Raw genomic sequence first — 18,765 nt, forward strand, 5'->3', positions numbered from 1 at the left:
CTGAGTAGCGAGAGTAATCACTTCGTATTACAACGGGCTGCCGCCCTGCCTGCAGCGGCGGGGAAGGGATGGCGGAAAAGCCGCCACTTACACCGTAAACATTTTTTCCGCGCGTGTTTCTGCCGAGTTGGCACAGTAACTGCTCCCCTTCGCGGACGCAGCGCACGATCACTAACCCCGCAAAGGTTGCATCATGAAAACAATCGGATTACCCAAGAAGCAAGGGATGTACGATCCCCAGTTCGAGCACGACGCCTGCGGCGTCGGCTTCGTCACCAACATCAAGGGAAAGAAATCCCACGAGATCGTCAAGCAGGCGATAACCGTCCTGGAAAACCTCGACCACCGCGGCGCGGTGGGGAGCGAGCACAACACCGGTGACGGCGCCGGGATTCTGATCCAGATTCCCGATGCCTTCTTCCGCAAGGCCTGCCCCGAGCTCGGCTTCGAGCTGCCGGCGCCCGGCGAGTACGGCGTCGCCATGCTCTTCACCTCCCCCGAGGCCACCGAGAGGAGCGCGGCGAAGCACGTCTTCCAGCGCATCATCAGCGAGGAAGGGGTCGAGGTGATCGGCTGGCGCGAAGTGCCGACGGACAACTCGTCCTTGGGCGATACCGCGAAGGCGGGCGAGCCGCTCGTGCGCCAGATCTTCTTCAAGCGCGACGCTTCGTGCGCCGACGAGGACGCCTTCAACAGGAAGCTCTACCTCGTCAACCAGCGCGCCATCCACGAGATCCGCGACGAGGAGGTCGATCCGTACTGGTATGTCGCCAGCATCTCGACCCGCACCATCGTCTACAAAGGTATGCTGATGCCGGCCCAGCTGGACCAGTACTACCCGGAGCTGCGCGACGAAGCGGTAGAGAGCGCCATCGCGGTGGTGCACTCCCGCTTCTCCACTAACACCTTCCCCTCCTGGGACCGCGCGCATCCGTACCACTACCTCGCTCACAACGGCGAGATCAACACCCTGCGCGGCAACGTGAACTGGATGCACGCGCGCCAGTCCATGTTCAACAGCGAGCTCTTCGGCGACGACATCAAGAAGCTCCTGCCGGTGATCAACACCAACGGCTCCGACTCGGCGATGTTCGACAACTGTCTCGAGCTGCTGCTCATGACCGGTCGTACGCTTCCCCACGCCGTCATGATGATGGTGCCGGAGCCGTGGGAAAACCACGAGACCATGAGCAAGGAGAAGCGTGCCTTCTACGAGTACCACTCCTGCCTCATGGAGCCGTGGGACGGTCCCGCCGCCCTCACCTTCACCGACGGCCGCATCATCGGTGCGGTGCTGGACAGAAACGGCCTGCGTCCCTGCCGCTACTACCTGACCGACGACGACCTCGTCATCATGGCGAGCGAGGCGGGCGTGCTGCCGGTGTCCCCGGCTAAGGTGATCAAGAAGGGTCGCCTCCAGCCGGGCAAGATGTTCCTCATCGACACCGAACAGGGTCGCATCATCCCGGACGAGGAGATCAAGAACGACCTCGCCACCGCCAAGCCTTACGCCGACTGGGTCAAGGTGAACCACCACCTGCTGGCCGACCTCCCGAAAGCGGCGAAGACGCAGGCCGAGGAGGAATCCCCCCTCGTGCAGCGCCAGAAGGCGTTCGGCTACACCTTCGAGGACCAGGAGACCATCATCGGTCCCATGGCGACCTCCGGCGTGCAGCCCCTGGGCTCCATGGGCACCGACACCCCGCTAGCGGTTCTCTCCGAGAAGCCGCAGCTTCTTTACAGCTACTTCAAGCAGCTCTTCGCCCAGGTGACCAACCCGCCGATCGACCCGATCCGCGAGGAGATCATCACCGCGACCGCGGTAAGGATCGGCTCCGAGTCGAACCTCTTGAAGCCGTCCGCGACGAGCGCCCGCGTCATCCGCCTCGAGCACCCGATCCTCACCAACGAGGACGTGGAGAAGATCAGGAACCTCGACCGCCCCGGCTTCAAGACCGCGACCCTGTCGCTCCTCTTCAAGGCCGCCGACGGCGCCGAGGGGATGGAGAAGGCCCTGGAGAGCCTCTTCTCCAGCGCGATCCGCCACATCGAGATGGGGACCACCATCCTCATCCTCTCCGACCGCGGCGTGAACGAGGAGTACGCGGCGCTGCCGGCGCTGCTCGCCGTGGCGGGCCTGCACCACCACCTGATCCGTACCGCGACGAGGACCCACGCCTCCTTGATCCTCGAGTCGGGCGAGCCGCGCGAGGTGCACCACTTCGCGGTGCTTTTAGGCTACGGCGTCACCGCCATCAACCCCTACCTCGCCTTCGAGTCCATCGACGACATGATCAAGGAGGGGATGCTCACCGGCATCGACTACAAGACCGGCGTCAAGAACTTCGTCAAGGCCTCCATCAAGGGGATCGTCAAGACCATGGCGAAGATGGGTATCTCCACCATCCAGAGCTACCGCGGCGCCCAGATCTGCGAGGCGGTCGGCCTGCACCAGTCGCTGATCGACAAGTACTTCACCTGGACCCCGTCCAGGATCGGCGGCATCGATCTCGACGGCATCGCCCAGGAACTTTTGCAGCGCCACAAAAAGGCGTACCCGCACCGCGTCCCGGCCGACCCCACCCTCGACCCGGGCGGCCAGTACCAGTGGCGCAAGGAGGGTGAGGAGCACCTCTTCAACCCGCTCACCATTCAGGCGCTGCAGAAGGCGACCAGGACCAACGACTACAAGGAGTTCAAGGTCTTCTCGCAGCTGATCGACGAGCAGAACGAGCGTCTCTACACCCTTCGCGGCCTTCTCGACTTCAACACCGAGATCCGCATCCCGGTCCCCATCGAGGAGGTCGAGTCGGTCGATGAGATCGTGAAGCGCTTCAAGACCGGCGCCATGTCCTACGGCTCCATCAGCCAGGAGGCGCACGAGGCGCTGGCCATCGCCATGAACAGGATCGGCGGCCGCTCCAACACCGGCGAAGGCGGCGAGGACCCGGAACGCTTCACCTGGACCAACGAGCTGGGCGACTCGAAGAACAGCGCCATCAAGCAGGTCGCCTCGGGGCGTTTCGGCGTCACCAGCAACTACTTAACCAACGCGGCCGAGCTGCAGATCAAGCTGGCGCAGGGCGCGAAGCCGGGCGAAGGGGGCGAGTTGCCGGGTCACAAGGTGTACCCGTGGGTCGCGAAGACCCGCCACACCACCCCGGGCGTAGGCCTCGTGTCGCCGCCGCCGCACCATGACATCTACTCCATCGAGGACCTCGCGGAGCTGATCCACGACCTGAAGAACGCGAACCGCCGCGCGAGGATCAGCGTGAAGCTCGTCTCCGAGGTCGGCGTCGGCACCATCGCGGCCGGCGTGGCCAAGGCGCACGCCGACGTCGTGCTCATCTCGGGCTACGACGGCGGCACCGGCGCCTCCCCGCTCTCCTCGATCAAGCACGCCGGTCTCCCCTGGGAGCTGGGTCTTGCCGAGACGCACCAAACGCTCGTGCTCAACAACCTTAGAAGCCGCATCATCGTCGAGGTCGACGGCCAGTTGAAGACCGGCCGCGACGTCGCCATCGCGGCGCTTTTGGGCGCCGAGGAGTTCGGCTTCGCCACCGCGCCGCTCGTGACACTCGGCTGCGTCATGATGCGCGTCTGCCACAGCAACACCTGCCCGGCCGGCGTCGCGACGCAGGACCCGGAACTCAGGAAGAACTTCTCCGGCAAGCCCGAGTACGTGGTGAACTACATGCGCTTCATCGCGCAGGAGGTGCGCGAGATCATGGCCGAGCTCGGCTTCCGCACCTTCAACGAGATGGTCGGACGCGCAAACCGTCTGGAGCCCAAGCGCGCCGTCGCCCACTGGAAGGCGCAGGGGCTCGACTTCAGCAACGTGCTGTACCAGCCGAAGATGGCGGTCAACGGCAGCCGCTACTGCGTCGAGAGCCAGGACCACGGTCTCGAGAAGTCCCTCGACATGAAGAAGCTCCTCGACATCTGCAAGCCGGCCATCGAGAAGGGCGAGAAGGTGAGCGCCGAGCTCACTATCACCAACGTGGACCGCGTGGCGGGCACCATCGTCGGCAACGAAGTCACCCGCGCCTTCGGCGCCGAAGGGCTCCCCGACGACACCATCAGGCTCAAGTTCCACGGCTCCGCCGGCCAGAGCTTCGGCGCCTTCATTCCCAAGGGGATGACCCTGGAACTTGCAGGCGACGCGAACGACTACGTCGGCAAGGGCTTGAGCGGCGGCACCATCGTCGTCTACCCGCCCGACGGCTCGCCGTTCAAGGCGGAAGAGAACATCATCGCCGGCAACGTCGCCTTCTACGGCGCCACGAGCGGCACCGCCTACATAAGCGGCATCGCAGGCGAGCGCTTCTGCGTCAGGAACTCGGGCGTAAACGCGGTCGTTGAAGGGGTCGGCGACCACGGCTGCGAGTACATGACCGGCGGCATCGTCGTCGTCCTCGGTGAGACAGGAAGGAACTTCGCGGCAGGTATGAGCGGCGGGGTCGCCTACGTCCTCGACAGCGCTGGGGACTTCAAGGAGCGCTGCAACACCGAGATGGTGAAGCTGGAGCTCTTGGAAGAGCAGGACCTCGAGACCCTCAAGGAGATGATCTCCCAGCACGCGAAGAGGACCGGCAGCGCCCGCGCCACCCGCATCCTGCACGACTGGAAAACCCACGCCCACAAGTTCGTCAAGGTCATGCCGACGGACTACAAGCGGGTGCTTCTGGCCATCGAGCGCGCGAAGGCTGCGGGCCTTACCGGCGACGACGCCCTTGCGGCGGCCTTCGAGGAGAACGCCAAGCAGGCGGCGCACTAAAAAAGCAGATCAACTGATTTCTTCAGATAGGAAATAGCTATGGGAAAACCTACCGGATTCATGGAATACAAACGCGAGCTCCCGGCCGACCGCGAGCCGCTTGAGAGGCTCAAGGACTGGAACGAGTTCCATCTGCATCTGCCGGAGGATCACCTCCGCACCCAGGGGGCGCGCTGCATGGACTGCGGCATCCCCTTCTGCCACACCGGGATGCTGGTGAGCGGCATGGCCTGCGGCTGTCCCATCAACAACCTGATCCCCGAGTGGAACGACCTCGTCTACCGCGGCCTGTGGAAACAGGCGCTCACGAGGCTTTTGAGGACCAACAACTTCCCCGAGTTCACCGGCCGGGTCTGCCCCGCCCCGTGCGAGGGGTCGTGCACCCTGGGCTCCATCGACCCCGCGGTCACCATCAAGAACATCGAGGTGAGCATCATCGACCGTGGCTGGAAGGAAGGGTGGATCGCCCCGAACCCGCCGCAGATGAGAACCGGCAAGAAGGTGGCCGTGGTCGGCTCCGGCCCGGCAGGTCTCTCCGCCGCCGCCCAGCTCAACAAGGCCGGGCACCAGGTGACCGTGTTCGAGCGCGCCGACCTCCCCGGCGGCCTTCTCATGTACGGCATCCCGAACATGAAGCTCGACAAGCGCGAAGTCGTGCTGCGCCGCGTGAAGCTCATGGAGCAGGAAGGGATCAACTTCGTCTGCAACACCGCCATCGGCGGCGCCGACTACCCGGTCGAGAAGCTGAAGGGCGAGTTCGACGCGGTCATCCTCGCCACCGGCGCCACCCTCCCCCGCGACCTCCCGATCGATGGGCGTCCGCTCAAGGGGATCCACTTCGCCATGGACTTCCTCACCGCCAACACCAAGGCGGTGCTGAACGAAGGGGCGGAGTTCATCTCCGCCGAAGGCAAAGACGTCATCATCATCGGCGGCGGCGACACCGGCACCGACTGCGTCGGGACCTCGCTGCGCCACGGCTGCAAGTCGGTTACCCAGCTCGAGATCATGCCCCGCTTCCCGGACACCCGCGCCGCAGACAACCCGTGGCCGGAGTGGCCGAAGGTCCACAAAGTCGACTACGGGCAGGAGGAGGCCGCCGCGAAGTTCGGCGCCGATCCCCGCGTGTTCCTCACCACCGCCACCAAGTTCGAGGGGGACGCCGACGGCAACGTGAAAGCGGTGCACACCGTCGAGGTGGAATGGAAGCAAAACGAGAAGGGACAGTACATCCCGGTCCCGGTGCCCGGCACCGAAAAGGTCCGTCCCGCGAACCTCGTGCTGCTCGCCATGGGCTTCTTAGGTCCCGAGCAGGAGCTCCCCGAGGCGCTCGGCCTCGAGCGTGACGGCCGCAGCAACATCAAGGCCGAGTTCAACCGCTACACCACCAGCGTCGAGGGCGTCTTTGCCGCAGGCGACTGCCGCCGTGGCCAGAGCCTCGTCGTCTGGGCCTTCAACGAAGGTCGCGGCGCGGCACGCGAGTGCGACCGCTTCCTCATGGGAGAGACCGAGCTGCCGTAGCGGCCTCTTCCGATAATGCGACAAAAGGCACTTGGGGTTTCCCCAAGTGCCTTTTTTTGTTCTTCATGGAGTTCCAGAGCAACGCGTGTCCTCACTTGCTGAAAGCGGTGGCCTTAAAGCTCCCCCCTTTGCAAAGGGGGAGCCTGTCCCCCGCAGCCTTGGCGAAGAGGGAACAGGGGGGATTTGCCTTTGGCCCTGGGCTAGGGGGACATGAACTAGGGGGACAGGCACCTGCGGAGCCAGTCCCCTGCCCTGCGGCCGATCAGGAACGGGCCAGATCGAAGCGGTCGAGGTTCATGACCTTTTGCCATGCAGCCACGAAATCGCGCACGAACTTCTCCTTAGCATCGGCGCTGCCGTACACCTCGGCGATGGCCCGCAACTGCGCGTTGGAGCCGAAGATGAGATCGACGCGGGTGCCGGTCCACTTGAGCGCGCCTGTCGCTCGGTCGCGCCCCTCGAAGACCTCGTCGTCTCCAGGCACCGCACTCCAGGCCGTCCCCATATCCAGCAGGTTAACGAAGAAGTCGTTTGTGAGCACCCCGGCGCGCTTCGTGAACACCCCGTGCGGCGATTGCTCACTATTGACGCCGAGGACGCGCATCCCCCCGACCAGGACGGTCATCTCCGGCGCGGTCAGGGTCAGCAACTGCGCACGGTCCACCAGGAGCTCCTCCGCCTTAACCGCGTACTTCTTCCTTAAGTAGTTGCGGAAGCCGTCGGCGACCGGCTCGAGCACGGCGAAGGAGGCGGGGTCGGTCTGCTCCTGCGCGGCGTCGGTGCGCCCGGGCGTGAAGGGGACGGCGACTTCGCAGCCGGCGCTTTTCGCCGCCTCCTCGACGGCCGTGCAGCCGCCCAGGACGATCAGGTCGGCGAGGGAGACCTGCTTACCGCCGGACTGGGCGCCGTTGAACTGCGTCCTGATCCCCTCGAGGGTCTGCAGCACGACGGCGAGCTGGGCCGGCTGGTTCACCTCCCAATCCTTCTGCGGTGCGAGCCGGATGCGCGCCCCGTTCGCCCCGCCGCGCTTGTCGGAGCCGCGGAAGGTGGAGGCCGAGGCCCAGGCGGTCGCGACCAGTTGCGCGACGGAGAGCCCGGAGGCAAGGATTCTCCCCTTGAGCGACGCGATGTCGTCCTCCTCGATCAGCGGGTGGGTGGGCGCGGGAACGGGGTCCTGCCAGATCAGCTCTTCGGAGGGGACGAGCGGACCTAGATAGCGCGAACGCGGCCCCATGTCGCGGTGCGTCAGCTTGAACCAGGCCCTGGCGAAGGCGTCGGCGAACTGGTCGGGATGTTCGTGGAAGCGCTTGGCGATCGGCCCGTAGATCGGGTCCACCTTCAGGGCAAGGTCGGTGGTGAGCATCATCGGGGCGTGCCGCTTCGCGGGGTCGTGGGCGTCGGGGACCGTGCTACGCGCCGCCGGGTCCTTGGGTATCCACTGGTGGGCGCCGGCGGGGCTTTTGACTAGTTCGAATTCGTAGCCGAAGAGGACGTCGAAATAGCCGTTGTCCCACTTGACGGGGTCCGGGGTCCACGCGCCCTCCAGGCCGCTCGTGATCGTGTGCGGACCTTTACCGGTCCCGAAGCTGCTCTTCCACCCGAGCCCCTGCTCCTCGATCCCCGCAGCCTCGGGCTCGGGCCCCACGTGCGAAGCCGGTCCCGCACCGTGGCATTTGCCGAAGGTGTGGCCGCCGGCGATCAACGCTACGGTCTCCTCGTCGTTCATGGCCATCCGCGCGAAGGTCTCGCGTATGTCCCCGGCCGCGGCGACCGGGTCAGGGTTGCCGCCCGGCCCTTCCGGGTTCACGTAGATGAGCCCCATCTGGACCGCAGCGAGGGGATTTTCAAGCTCCCGCTCCCCGGAGTAGCGCTTGTCCCCGAGCCAGGTCTCCTCCATCCCCCAATAGATGTCTTCGGGCGCCTCCCATACATCCTCGCGCCCCCCGGCAAACCCGAAGGTCCTGAACCCCATCGATTCGAGGGAGCAGTTCCCGGCAAGGATGATGAGGTCCGCCCAGGAGATTTTCCTGCCGTACTTCTGCTTTATGGGCCACAAGAGCCTGCGTGCTTTGTCGAGGCTCGCGTTGTCGGGCCAGCTGTTGAGCGGGGCGAAGCGCTGTGCCCCCATCCCGGCACCGCCACGGCCGTCACCGACGCGGTAGGTGCCCGCACTGTGCCACGCCATTCGGATGAAGAGCGGGCCGTAGTGGCCGTAGTCCGCCGGCCACCACTGCTGCGAATCGGTCATCAACTCTAACAGGTCTTTCTTCACGGCATCGAGGTCGAGAGTCTTGAACTCCTCTGCGTAGTTGAATGTCTTGTCCATCGGGTTCGACAGGGTTGAGTGCTGGTGCAGGACCTTTAAGTCCAGCTGGTTCGGCCACCAATCCCGGTTCGACGTGCCGCGGGAAGCGGCAGGCCTGCCGGTCTTGCCCGTTACCGGGCACTTCTCTTCCATACTCATGACATTGGCTCCTTTCGCGGGGAATTTACTGTCATAGAAATATAGCGTCGAGGTATGTACCTGTCTAACGGCGGAAATTGAATGTATCGGCTAGCGTGCTAGCGGAAGGCAAAAGGGGTATGAGACATTGCGGTGAGTTAACGCCACAGTCATTGCTGAGAAAAAGATTCGGCATCCTGCCGGCCCGACAGTTACAGCAGGAGAGGTTAACATCGAGAGGGGATGAGCATCATGGCCGCCACCGGTAGCGCTCCAGGCTGATGCGCCCGCACCGGTCGAAGACGACTCCCTCCGCCTCAAGACGCAGGCGCTGCACGCGGTCCCCTTCACTCCCCCCTGAGCGCAGGCTGATCTCACCCTTTGCGTTCACCACGCGATGCCAGGGAAGCGACGGGGCGGCAGCCGCATGCAGGGCGTACCCCACCTGGCGCGCCCTCCCCGGCAGGCCGGCCAGAAGCGCCACCTGTCCGTAGGTGGCCACCTTCCCCTTCGGGATCGCGGCGACGACGGCGTAAATGCGGCTGTAGTTCGAAACGCTGATGTTTTTCATGGGAGAGCGTGCCGTAAAGGCGACTTCCGGGGAGACTGCCGCAGCAGCCTTTAAAGCGGCAATTTTACCGCAGCAGGTTGTACTTCAGGATGCAGCGGAGGGCGGACACGCCGTCCTTCCAGTCGATCTTCTTCCCTTCCTTGTAGGTTCTGCCGGAATAGGAAATCCCCACCTCGTAGATCCTGACATCCAGCTTCGCCACCTTCGCCGTAATCTCCGGCTCGAAGCCGAAGCGGTCTTCCTCAACCGTTATGCGCTCCAGCACCTCCCTGCGGAAGACCTTGTAGCACGTCTCCATGTCGGTCAGGTTCAGGTTGGTCAGCATGTTCGAAAGAAGGGTCAGCAACGTGTTGCCCACCATGTGCCAGAAGAACAGGACACGGCGGTATTCGCCGGTGGTGAAACGGGAACCGTAGACCACGTCCGCCTTCCCCTCAAGGATCGGCTGGATCAGGCGTGGATACTGCTGGGGGTCGTATTCCAGGTCCGCATCCTGGATGATGACGATATCGCCGTTAGCTGCGCCGAAACCGGTGCGCAGCGCGGCCCCCTTGCCGCGGTTGCGGTCATGAAAGTAAATGCGGGTGCTTTCGTCGGCCAGGTCGGCGAGGATCTCTCTCGTTCCGTCCGTGGAACAGTCGTCGACGCAGATTATTTCCTTGTCGAGATCGACGGCGCGGACGCGCTCCAGGATCGCTGCGATCGTGTTCACTTCATTGTAGACGGGGATGACGATGGATAACTTCATCTGATCTTTCCACTGGTTCGAGTCGATCGATCCTGCCGAAGAGTGACGAAGATGGAGTCGAGGGAGAGGCGGCACCGATTGCGTGTACTTTGCGCGCATCCCTGAATGAGGCATGCAGGTTCCGGCATGCTAGACCAAACTAAGTCTCAGGTCAAGCAAGGATGTCTGTCAAAACAGGCCTTTTACTCAATAAAATGTCTTGGTAAGAATAAACCTCGCACCCCACCGGCATTGATCCTACGCGTTGTTTTTGTACTACCTACACAGGCATTTTGCCGTCCTACAAAGACCTTCCTGACACTCGACAATGACCGGCAACACCCCAGAATAGATGCATTTCCCATAAAAAATCATGTTGTCAAACAACAGTCACAGGATGTACATTTGCGATATTCGCCCGACAGCCACATGGCCGGGCATCTGCCGTCGAAATCAGGGTCGCGCCCCGGAAAGCAGCCCCTCCCCATTGCCTCCTCCAGACTGCCCCATTCCGCAGATCGCCCTGTTTTATATGAAATGCAATTTGGTCCCTCAGGCAAAGGAGGATTTGCGATGCGGCGTCTGCTTGCTGTTTCCATCGTGCTCACCATCGTCACCGCCACGGTGTACTACCAAGTCCATGGCTTCGAATTCATCAATCTGGACGACGACCTCTACGTAACGCACAACCTCATGGTGCAAAGGGGGCTCACCTGGGCGAACCTGCTATGGGCCTTCACCTCGTTCAACAACCAGGCAGGTTTCTGGCACCCCATCACATGGCTGTCCCACATGACCGACGTCTCGTTATACGGCATGAGCGCGGGGGGGCATCACCTGACCAGCCTCTTCATCCACATCCTCTGCTCATTGCTGCTGTTGGTCCTGCTTTTCCGCACCACCGGCGCATTCTGGCGCAGCGCCTTCGTGGCTGCCATGTTTGCCCTCCATCCTCTTCGCGTCGAATCGGTTGCCTGGGTTGCTGAACGAAAGGACGTTCTCAACGCTCTTTTCTGGTTCAGCGCACTCATCTGCTACTCCAGGTACGTGGCGGTAGGAAGGAAGGCATGGTACGCCTTGGCGCTGGTCGCCTTTGCCTTGGGGCTCATGTCAAAGCCCATGGCGGTTACCCTGCCCCTGGCGATGCTCCTGATGGACTTCTGGCCGCTGGGCCGTTACCAAGGAGTGACGGGAGCGAGGGAACATTGGCTGAGACTTTGGACCATGGCCAAGGAGAAGATCCCTTTCTTCCTACTTTCGGCCGCAGTCGCTGTACTGACCGTCTCTACCCAGAACACGGCGGAAGCCACCAAGCTCACCTACAACACGTCGGTCTTCTTCAGGATCGAAAACGCGCTCACGTCATACATCGCCTACATCCTGAAAACACTTTGGCCGGCCAACCTCGCCATCTACTACCCCTACCCGCTCTCCATACCGCTCTGGAAACCGTTACTTTCCCTCTTCGTGCTCGTCTTCTGTTCCTGCCTCTTTTGGCGAAAGCGCAACGACCATCCCTACCTCCTCACCGGGTGGCTCTGGTTCATTCTCACGCTCACCCCCGTGATAGGCCTGATCCAGGCAGGCAACCAGTCGATGGCCGACCGCTTCAGCTACATCCCGGGAACCGGCCTTTTCATAATGATGGCGTGGGGAGTCCCCCGCCTCACGGCACGACTCCCAAAGACAGCCCGCCTCCTTCCAGCCGCAGCCGGCGTCGCACTGGTGGCGGCCATGCTGTTGACATATCGGCAGCTGGAATTCTGGAAGGACAGCGTCACGGTTTTACAGCGTGCCGTAAGCGTCACCAGCCGCAACATCCTTGCCCATCACAACCTGGGCGCCGCCTATGCAGCCAAAGGGGAACTCGACAAGGCAATCGCCGAGTACAAGGAGGCTTTGTCCTTAAGTCCGGGCTACGCCGACGCCCATTACAACCTCGCGCTGGCACTGGAATGGAAAGGGGAACTTTTAGACGCGGCGAGCGAGTACGAAAGGTGCCTTGCCATCAACGCGAACGACGTAGCGGCCCGGTACCATCATGCCCTGGTCCTGCAGGATATGGGGAAGCTGGAACAGGCTGCGGCTGAATACGGAAGGGTGGTGAGCGTCGAACCGGAGAATGCGGATGCCTTTTACAATCTGGGAGCTGTCTACTCGAAGCAGGGCGCCATCGAGCAGGCCATGCGCATGTACCGGAAGACGCTGGCCTTGAACCCCGGATTCGTAGCGGCGCACAACAATTTGGGCATCGCCCTCGCCAAGGCAGGACGACTGAACGAGGCAGTAGGGGAGTTCCAGGCCGCTTTGGCCCTGGATGCGAACAATGCCGAGGCGCGTCAAAACCTTGCCCGCGCCGTTGCGTTGAAAGAAAGGGGGAAATAGAAAATCAGTCAGGCTCCTCCACGTTCATACGGTACGTTCCGTACTTGAGGCGGGTCAGCACCTTCTTTTCCAGCATGATCTGGAAGGTAGCGACCACGGTCGGCTTGCTGGCACTCAGCGCCTCCGCAACCTCGTCGTAGGTGCCGTGGAACAGGTTCTCCTCATCGAGATGGTTGATGACGTACTCCATGATCTCGGCGCGTCTCCCCCCGAGGGTATCGAGAATTCTGAGGACGAACGCCTTCTTCTCCGGGCCGTTGCCGGTGTCCCTGCCGGTGGCCACCTTCTCTGTCGCTATGTCGGAAAGCAGTTCGAGCAGGTCGTGGAAGTTGAACGGTTTCAGAAGGTAGCCGTCCGCCTTGTAGCGAAACGCGTCCAGCAGGTACTCCGACTCCGAATGGGCCGACACCATGACTACGGCGACCGCCGGATCCTTCTGCTTTATGGCGTTGAGGAGTTCCAGGCCCGACAAGCCGGGCATGCGGATATCGGTGAGCACGATATCCGGGTGATGCTCCTGCAGCGCGGCCAAGGCTTGGTCGGCGCTACCCACACAGATCGTGTTTTTGCAGAAACTGCTCAGGACCATCTTCATCTGCTCCCGTGCCGTCTCCTCGTCATCAACAAAGAGCACCGTCATCTGTTGCAAGGCGGTGACGTTCATATCTGTTTTCCTCCTTCGGTTGTTCTGGCGAACTGCAGGCAGATGCAGGCGCCATAGCGCGTTTCACCATGCAGTTCAAAGGACCTGTTCTCCGCCCAGACCTTCCCCTCATCGAGATTCTCGACGATCTGGTGGCACAGATACAGTCCCAGTCCTGTGCCGTCTGCCTTGTCCTTGGTGGTGACATAAGGCTCGAAAATGCGTTTCAGCAGGTGATTGGGAATGCCGCCGCCGTTGTCCTGAAAGGTAACCGTCACCACCCCTCCCCCCTCTTCGCTGCAGGAGAGCAGTATGACGCGGTCACCTTGCACCATGGAGAGCTGATCGCGCGCATTCAACAGCACGTTTATCGTCAGCTGCACCAGGTCGTTCACGAAGCCCATGGTGTAGACCGGCGTCGTGATCCGGTTCTCGATGGTGACCCGGCTCTGCTCCATGACCGGTGCAACCATTGCGATGGCGCGCTCGACGGAACTCTGCAGCTCGATCACGGTCCGGCTGCTGCCGGACATAAGCAGCGAACGCCAGTCGTCTATTATGTTCGACATGTACTCGATGTTCTGGTTCGCCTGGGTGATCTGCTTGTTGAGCATGGCGTCATCCAGTTTGCCGAACTGGTTCTGCAGCCCTATGTTCTGAACGATGAGCGACAGGTTGTAGAGAGGTTGCCGCCACTGGTGTCCGATGTGTCCGAGCATTTCCCCGAGAGCGCACTGCTTCGAGCGCTGGGCCAGCATCTTACTCTGATCGGTTATGATACGCTCATATTTTCTGAAGCCGACCAGGTTGATACAGAGCATGACGCAGGCGGTGATGGCGAAGAACAGCAGCCATGCGTAGAAATAGCCCCAGTGTCTGCTGCGCAGCTCCGTCATGTCGTAGGCGACAAGATATTTGCCGACTTCGCGACCTCCGTTGTCTCTCAGTACCTGCGACGTACTCACCAGGTAATACTTGTCGCCGATTTGGATGTCGTTTTTCGTCCGTCTGAAATCGATCCTTTCTTTGAACTGGTTGAAAAACTCTGCGTCATTGGCCTGCAGCCTTTTGTAATAATCGTAAACGAACTCCGCGGAGTCCGTCTTGCTGCTCCTGTCGAGTTCGAGCAATTTCCCCTTGGAGAAGATCGCCGTCCTGACGTCGTGCAAAAACCATTTGAGATTGTAGTGGAAAAAAGACAGGTCGACACCTATCTCGATCGTTCCGACCACATCTGACCGAGCGTCCCGCACCGGAAGAACGGTGCAGAAATAGAGGGGAACGATGTTGGTTTCATACCCGTAGGTATATTTCTTGGTAGCGAAGACCTCTTTGCCGACCACGGGTCTGAATGTCTCAGGGGCGTGGGGGATCGACGGCGGGGTCATGTGATACATGAGTTTTCCAGCAGCGTCATAGATCAGCACCGAGATGACCGGTACGTACCGCTTGCCGAAGTCCTGAAAAATGGGTTCAGCCGCCTTCTCAAAGGCTTCCGCGTCGCCTGCCTTCAACAGTTCAGCGAAGCGTTTCTCTTTTGCGATGACGCTTACGTAGTTGACCAGGCGCGAGCAGAGATACTCGGATTCGCTGTCGTGCGCGTTCTTGATGAAGGTATTAATCTTGTTGGCGAAATAGGCGTAATCGGAAGTCCTTTTGTGCAGGTCCATCAAGGAAAAGAAGCAGAACATGCAGAAGAGCAGGACATAGGTGACTATAACGATACGGCTTTTGCTCGCTTCGAGAAATTGCTTCATTGAGGCACCCTCGTCAAAACTGTTAGTACCAGCGTTGCCCGTTTACAGCCCACCCTCCCGCAAGGGGTGGGGGGACTTGTGACTGCACTTGAAACCAATTTAGTTTACTTCAATATCACAAACGCTGTAAACCTACAACTCCAAAAGCCCATCAAGCTTCTCCTGCCGCCCCCTGCCCCAACTCATCAAGCGTTTTCCTGCCACAACGCAACCTCCATGCATCACTGAACTTTAGCGATCTCACCGACGCTCACCTTCCTGACCAATACAGCAGGCGGACTGCATGGCACGGACCGGCGGCGACGGCAGTAAAAAAAATTGTAAAAAAATGCTTGACGTCCAGCTTTTGGTTTTGCTAAATAAACCAAAAAGCAAAATATGACACCAAAAGAAACCATCAAAGGCAATCAACAGCATAAATCGGCAAAACGGTTCACGACAACAGCATAAACACGGTGAGGGCTATCACCAACCCGGCACCAGGAGGAAAGGAGGGAGACACCGCATCACATGTCAAACGAGACCGAACGAGGCCAGGAACAGCACTAACAACCATAAGTCACAAAGGAGAGAGATCATGTTGAAATTCGTCAAAACAATCGCCAAGAGTTTAGCCATGGTAACCCTTTTCGCAGCAACCAGCTTCGCCTTCACCGAGGGAACCGACTACGTGAAGCTCGCGAAACCGATCCCGAACGCCCAGGGTACCCTGATCAAGGTGTTCAGCTACGACTGCCCCTTCTGCTACAAGTACGACAAAAAGATCACTCCGAACCTCGTTCCCAAGCTGCCGAGCGATCTCAAGTTCCGCCCCTTCCATCTGAAGACCAAAGGTAAATACGGCGTCCAGGGTAGCGAGCTTTTCGCAGTGCTGCTCTTAAAGGACCAGAAGGCCGGCCTCTCCGACCGCGATCTTTACACCGAAAAATCCCTGCTTAAAAAAGCGAAGATGGCCTACTACACCGCCTACCACGACAAGAAAGAACGCTGGGATGCGGGCCCCGACGCCTACCTGAAGACCGGTCTCGACGCAGTCGGCATGTCCAAGGCAGAGTTCGACAAGGCGAAAGCGGATCCCAAGGTCAAGGCGCTCTTGAAAGAGTGGGACCAGTCCTATGACGTCGCCAAAGTTCAGGGCGTTCCCGGCTTCGTCGTCAACGGCAAGTACCTCGTCATGACCAAGAGCATCACCTCCATAGACGGCATGCTGAAGCTCATCAACGAGCTCAAGACCAAATAAGGAGACGCGTCGTGAAACTCTCAGAAATGATCGGCAACTTCAGGTCTGACCCGGCAGGAACCATCAGCAATTGGCAGGACAAGCGGTTTCTCTGGATCTTCATGGCGGCACTCAGCCTGTTCATGGTCATCCTGGCCCACTCCGTGTTTCAGATCTGGCTCTACATGAGGCCCTGCGAGCAGTGCGTGTACATAAGGCTTGCCTTCTTCGCCATGGCCTTCGGCGGCATCCTCGCGGCAATAAAGCCCTCAAACGCGGGATTGAAGATCGTCGGCTACCTGTTCGCCATCTGGGGAAGCTTCAAGGGTGTGCTCTACAGCATAAAGCTGAACAAGATCCACCACGCCGCCCACAGCGACGACCTCTTCGGCGTGCAGGGGTGCTCCCCGGAGCCCACCTTCCCGTTCCACCTGCCGCTGGACAAGTGGTCTCCGGAATGGTTCAAGCCGACGGGCGACTGCGGCTACGACAACCCGATCATTCCCGACGGGGCGCAGCTTAGCTCCATGCAGAAGGCCATCACCGACTTCTACTCCGAAGGGTGGTACCTCTGGCCTCCCGCACACTTCATGAACATGGCGCAGTGCACCGTCATCACCTTCGGCGTCATCCTCCTGGCCCTGCTGGTAGCGGCAGGCTGCTGGGTCGTCACCCTGGTGCGCAAGCGCCAAGCCGCGGCACACGTGGAAACTTCGAGCTACACCGGCAAGTTGGCATAACGACAATCTCGACGTGAGGGGCGGCATGTCCGCCCCCGACAACAAAAAAGGAGATCAGTATGAACTGTCGAAAAGCAGCATTGGTGAAAACCGGAAGAGTGGCGCGGCTCGTGTTGTGCTCCGCCATGTTAGGCGCCGCAGTCCCAACCATGGCACTCGCCATCGGCGGCGCGAGCGGTGCTAAAGTCGACTACCAGGTCCAGGGGAAGCTGGGCGAGGTCGTCATGAACCCCTATGACCTGGCCCCCTTGACCGCAGTGATCAAAAACGGCGGGTACGTCCTCAAGGACGTCACGGTACGGATCGTCCCCAAGGCGGATGGCCAGGAAATCAAATACCGCGTCGCGAACAAGCACCTTCTGACCCACGGCGGCATCCCGGTCTTCGGTCTCTACGCGGACTACGTCAACACGGTCGAAGTCGAATACTCGAAACTCTTCAACGGCAACTGGGAGCAGGCGAAAGAAAGCTACACCCTCTACGCCCCCCCGGTGTATTCCGAGCCGAACGCAACCAAGACGCTGAAGGCCGCCCTCTTCTCCGGGGCTAACGTCAAGAAGGTCGACAAGAAGTTCAGTGACCGGCTTTATTTCGTGAACAACTTCTTGCACAAGGCGGGCAAAGGAACCAGGGCGGTCTGGAACAACCCGACCGGCGGCGCCCTCGAGTGGAACTACTACCCGCAGAACTTCATCGTCGACACCAAGGGCGAAGTCCGCTGGTACATGAAAGCCGACAGCATCTACGACCTCAAATCGATCTACAACGCCGGCGTCATGATGGGCTTCAAGCAGAACAACGACGGTGCCATGAGCTGGGGCTTCGGCCAGCGCTACGTGAAGTACGACATCATGGGCAAGGCGATCTTCAACCGCGAGCTTCCCGCCGGTTACAACGACTTCTCCCACTCCATGGACAACTCCCCCAACGGCAACTACTTCCTCCGCGTGGCAAGCTCCAACCTGAAGCGCGCCGACGGTAGAAACGTGCGCACCGTACGCGACGTGATCATCGAGGTCGAGCCTTCCACCGGCTTCGTCAAGGACGAGTGGCGCCTCTTCGACATCCTCGACCCGTATCGCGACGTCAACATGAAGGTGCTCGACCAGGGTGCGGTGTGCCTCAACATCGACGCCAGCAAGGCGGGCCACACCATGACCGCCGAGGAACTCGCGAAACAGGACGCGAGCGACAAGTTCGGCGACATCGTCGGCGTCGGACCGGGCAGGAACTGGGCGCACGTGAACAGCGTCGACCACGACGCCGAGGACGATTCCATCATCATCAGCTCCCGTCACCAGTCGGCGGTCGTCAAGATCGGCCGCGACAAGCAGGTGAAGTGGATCCTGGGAAGCCCCGAAGGGTGGAAGAAGGAATACCTGGGCAAGTTCCTGACCCCGGTCGACTCCAAGGGTAACAAGATCGTATGCGAGGCCGGCGGCTCCAAGTGCCCCGGTTACGAGAACGACGAGGGCGGTTTCGACTGGACCTGGACCCAGCACACCGCGTTCAAGATCGACAGCAAGTCCAAGGGTGACATCCTCTACCTGAGCGTCTTCGACAACGGCGACAGCCGCGGCATGGAGCAGCCTGCCCTGCCGAGCATGAAGTACTCGCGCGCCGTCATCTACAAGATCGACCAGAAGAAGATGACCATCGAACAGATCTGGGAGTTCGGCAAAGAGCGCGGCAACGGCTGGTACAGCCCGGTCACCTCGCTCACCGAATACCAGACCGACAAGGACTCCGTCTTCGTCTACTCGGCAACCGCCGGCGCCGATTTCGACATCACCACCGGCGCGTTCAAGAGCGACCCGAACCCGTACATCATGGAGTTCAACTACGGCTCCAAAGAGCCCGCCGTCGAGATCCAGCTGAAGGATACGACCGGCTACCAGGCCATGCCGTTCAGCGTGGACAAGGCCTTCACCAACAAGTAACCATCCTGCGAAACGCCTCAGGCTGAAGGATCTCCTTCAGCC

11 protein-coding genes are annotated in these 18,765 nt (G+C 60.8%); 6 read left to right on the top strand and 5 right to left on the bottom strand.

From position 1 onward, the window contains the following. The first annotated feature begins 193 nt into the window (after positions 1–193). Together gltB and D6Z24_RS17615 are read left to right on the top strand one after the other, a co-directional pair. Entirely contained in the window at positions 194–4,777 is a 4,584-nt protein-coding gene (gltB, locus tag D6Z24_RS17610; protein WP_129127922.1) for a glutamate synthase large subunit, read from the top strand. A gap of 39 nt (positions 4,778–4,816) precedes the next feature. Continuing rightward, on the top strand, positions 4,817–6,298 hold the full coding sequence (locus tag D6Z24_RS17615) for a glutamate synthase subunit beta (RefSeq protein ID WP_129127923.1): 1,482 nt from the start codon (positions 4,817–4,819) through the stop codon (positions 6,296–6,298). 262 nt (positions 6,299–6,560) lie between these two features. Here the strand turns inward: D6Z24_RS17615 and katG are convergent, their stop codons facing one another. From katG to D6Z24_RS17630, 3 genes are all read right to left on the bottom strand, one after another. Then, positions 6,561–8,762 (bottom strand): catalase/peroxidase HPI, encoded by a 2,202-nt coding sequence (gene katG / locus D6Z24_RS17620; protein ID WP_129127924.1) that lies wholly within the window; start codon positions 8,760–8,762, stop codon positions 6,561–6,563. A 229-nt stretch (positions 8,763–8,991) separates the two neighbouring features. Further along, complete coding sequence (locus tag D6Z24_RS17625; RefSeq protein ID WP_129127925.1) at positions 8,992–9,312, bottom strand: MGMT family protein; 321 nt, start codon at positions 9,310–9,312, stop codon at positions 8,992–8,994. A gap of 64 nt (positions 9,313–9,376) precedes the next feature. Next, entirely contained in the window at positions 9,377–10,060 is a 684-nt protein-coding gene (locus D6Z24_RS17630) for a glycosyltransferase family 2 protein (protein WP_129127926.1), read from the bottom strand. A gap of 552 nt (positions 10,061–10,612) precedes the next feature. Here D6Z24_RS17630 and D6Z24_RS17635 point away from each other — a divergent pair. Beyond that, positions 10,613–12,424 (top strand): tetratricopeptide repeat protein, encoded by a 1,812-nt coding sequence (locus D6Z24_RS17635; RefSeq protein WP_162605173.1) that lies wholly within the window; start codon positions 10,613–10,615, stop codon positions 12,422–12,424. Positions 12,425–12,428: 4 nt separating this feature from the next. Here the strand turns inward: D6Z24_RS17635 and D6Z24_RS17640 are convergent, their stop codons facing one another. Together D6Z24_RS17640 and D6Z24_RS17645 are read right to left on the bottom strand one after the other, a co-directional pair. Continuing rightward, a complete protein-coding gene (locus D6Z24_RS17640; protein ID WP_129127928.1) occupies positions 12,429–13,088 on the bottom strand; it encodes a response regulator in 660 nt (219 codons plus the stop codon). Continuing rightward, positions 13,085–14,824: an ATP-binding protein gene (locus tag D6Z24_RS17645; protein WP_129127929.1), complete on the bottom strand. Its 1,740-nt coding sequence runs from the start codon at positions 14,822–14,824 to the stop codon at positions 13,085–13,087. The genes D6Z24_RS17640 and D6Z24_RS17645 overlap by 4 nt, the downstream gene beginning before the upstream one ends. A gap of 577 nt (positions 14,825–15,401) precedes the next feature. Here D6Z24_RS17645 and D6Z24_RS17650 point away from each other — a divergent pair. The 3 genes from D6Z24_RS17650 to D6Z24_RS17660 are packed head-to-tail and all read left to right on the top strand — an operon-like array spanning position 15,402 to position 18,723. After that, a complete protein-coding gene (locus D6Z24_RS17650) occupies positions 15,402–16,064 on the top strand; it encodes a thiol:disulfide interchange protein DsbA/DsbL (protein WP_246014715.1) in 663 nt (220 codons plus the stop codon). 11 nt (positions 16,065–16,075) lie between these two features. After that, complete coding sequence (dsbI, locus tag D6Z24_RS17655) at positions 16,076–16,783, top strand: protein-disulfide oxidoreductase DsbI (RefSeq protein WP_129127931.1); 708 nt, start codon at positions 16,076–16,078, stop codon at positions 16,781–16,783. A gap of 59 nt (positions 16,784–16,842) precedes the next feature. Then, entirely contained in the window at positions 16,843–18,723 is a 1,881-nt protein-coding gene (locus D6Z24_RS17660; protein WP_129127932.1) for an aryl-sulfate sulfotransferase, read from the top strand. The last annotated feature ends 42 nt before the right edge of the window (positions 18,724–18,765 follow it).

This window comes from Geomonas oryzae (assembly GCF_004117875.1).
Lineage (GTDB): Bacteria > Desulfobacterota > Desulfuromonadia > Geobacterales > Geobacteraceae > Geomonas > Geomonas oryzae.

Excerpts from the sequence above, each read along its gene's own strand:
- gltB (WP_129127922.1), top strand. The coding sequence starts at position 194 with ATGAAAACAATCGGATTACCCAAGAAGCAAGGGATGTACGATCCCCAG.
- D6Z24_RS17615 (WP_129127923.1), top strand. The coding sequence starts at position 4,817 with ATGGGAAAACCTACCGGATTCATGGAATACAAACGCGAGCTCCCGGCC.
- katG (WP_129127924.1), bottom strand. The coding sequence starts at position 8,762 with ATGAGTATGGAAGAGAAGTGCCCGGTAACGGGCAAGACCGGCAGGCCT.
- D6Z24_RS17625 (WP_129127925.1), bottom strand. The coding sequence starts at position 9,312 with ATGAAAAACATCAGCGTTTCGAACTACAGCCGCATTTACGCCGTCGTC.
- D6Z24_RS17630 (WP_129127926.1), bottom strand. The coding sequence starts at position 10,060 with ATGAAGTTATCCATCGTCATCCCCGTCTACAATGAAGTGAACACGATC.
- D6Z24_RS17635 (WP_162605173.1), top strand. The coding sequence starts at position 10,613 with ATGCGGCGTCTGCTTGCTGTTTCCATCGTGCTCACCATCGTCACCGCC.
- D6Z24_RS17640 (WP_129127928.1), bottom strand. The coding sequence starts at position 13,088 with ATGAACGTCACCGCCTTGCAACAGATGACGGTGCTCTTTGTTGATGAC.
- D6Z24_RS17645 (WP_129127929.1), bottom strand. The coding sequence starts at position 14,824 with ATGAAGCAATTTCTCGAAGCGAGCAAAAGCCGTATCGTTATAGTCACC.
- D6Z24_RS17650 (WP_246014715.1), top strand. The coding sequence starts at position 15,402 with ATGTTGAAATTCGTCAAAACAATCGCCAAGAGTTTAGCCATGGTAACC.
- D6Z24_RS17660 (WP_129127932.1), top strand. The coding sequence starts at position 16,843 with ATGAACTGTCGAAAAGCAGCATTGGTGAAAACCGGAAGAGTGGCGCGG.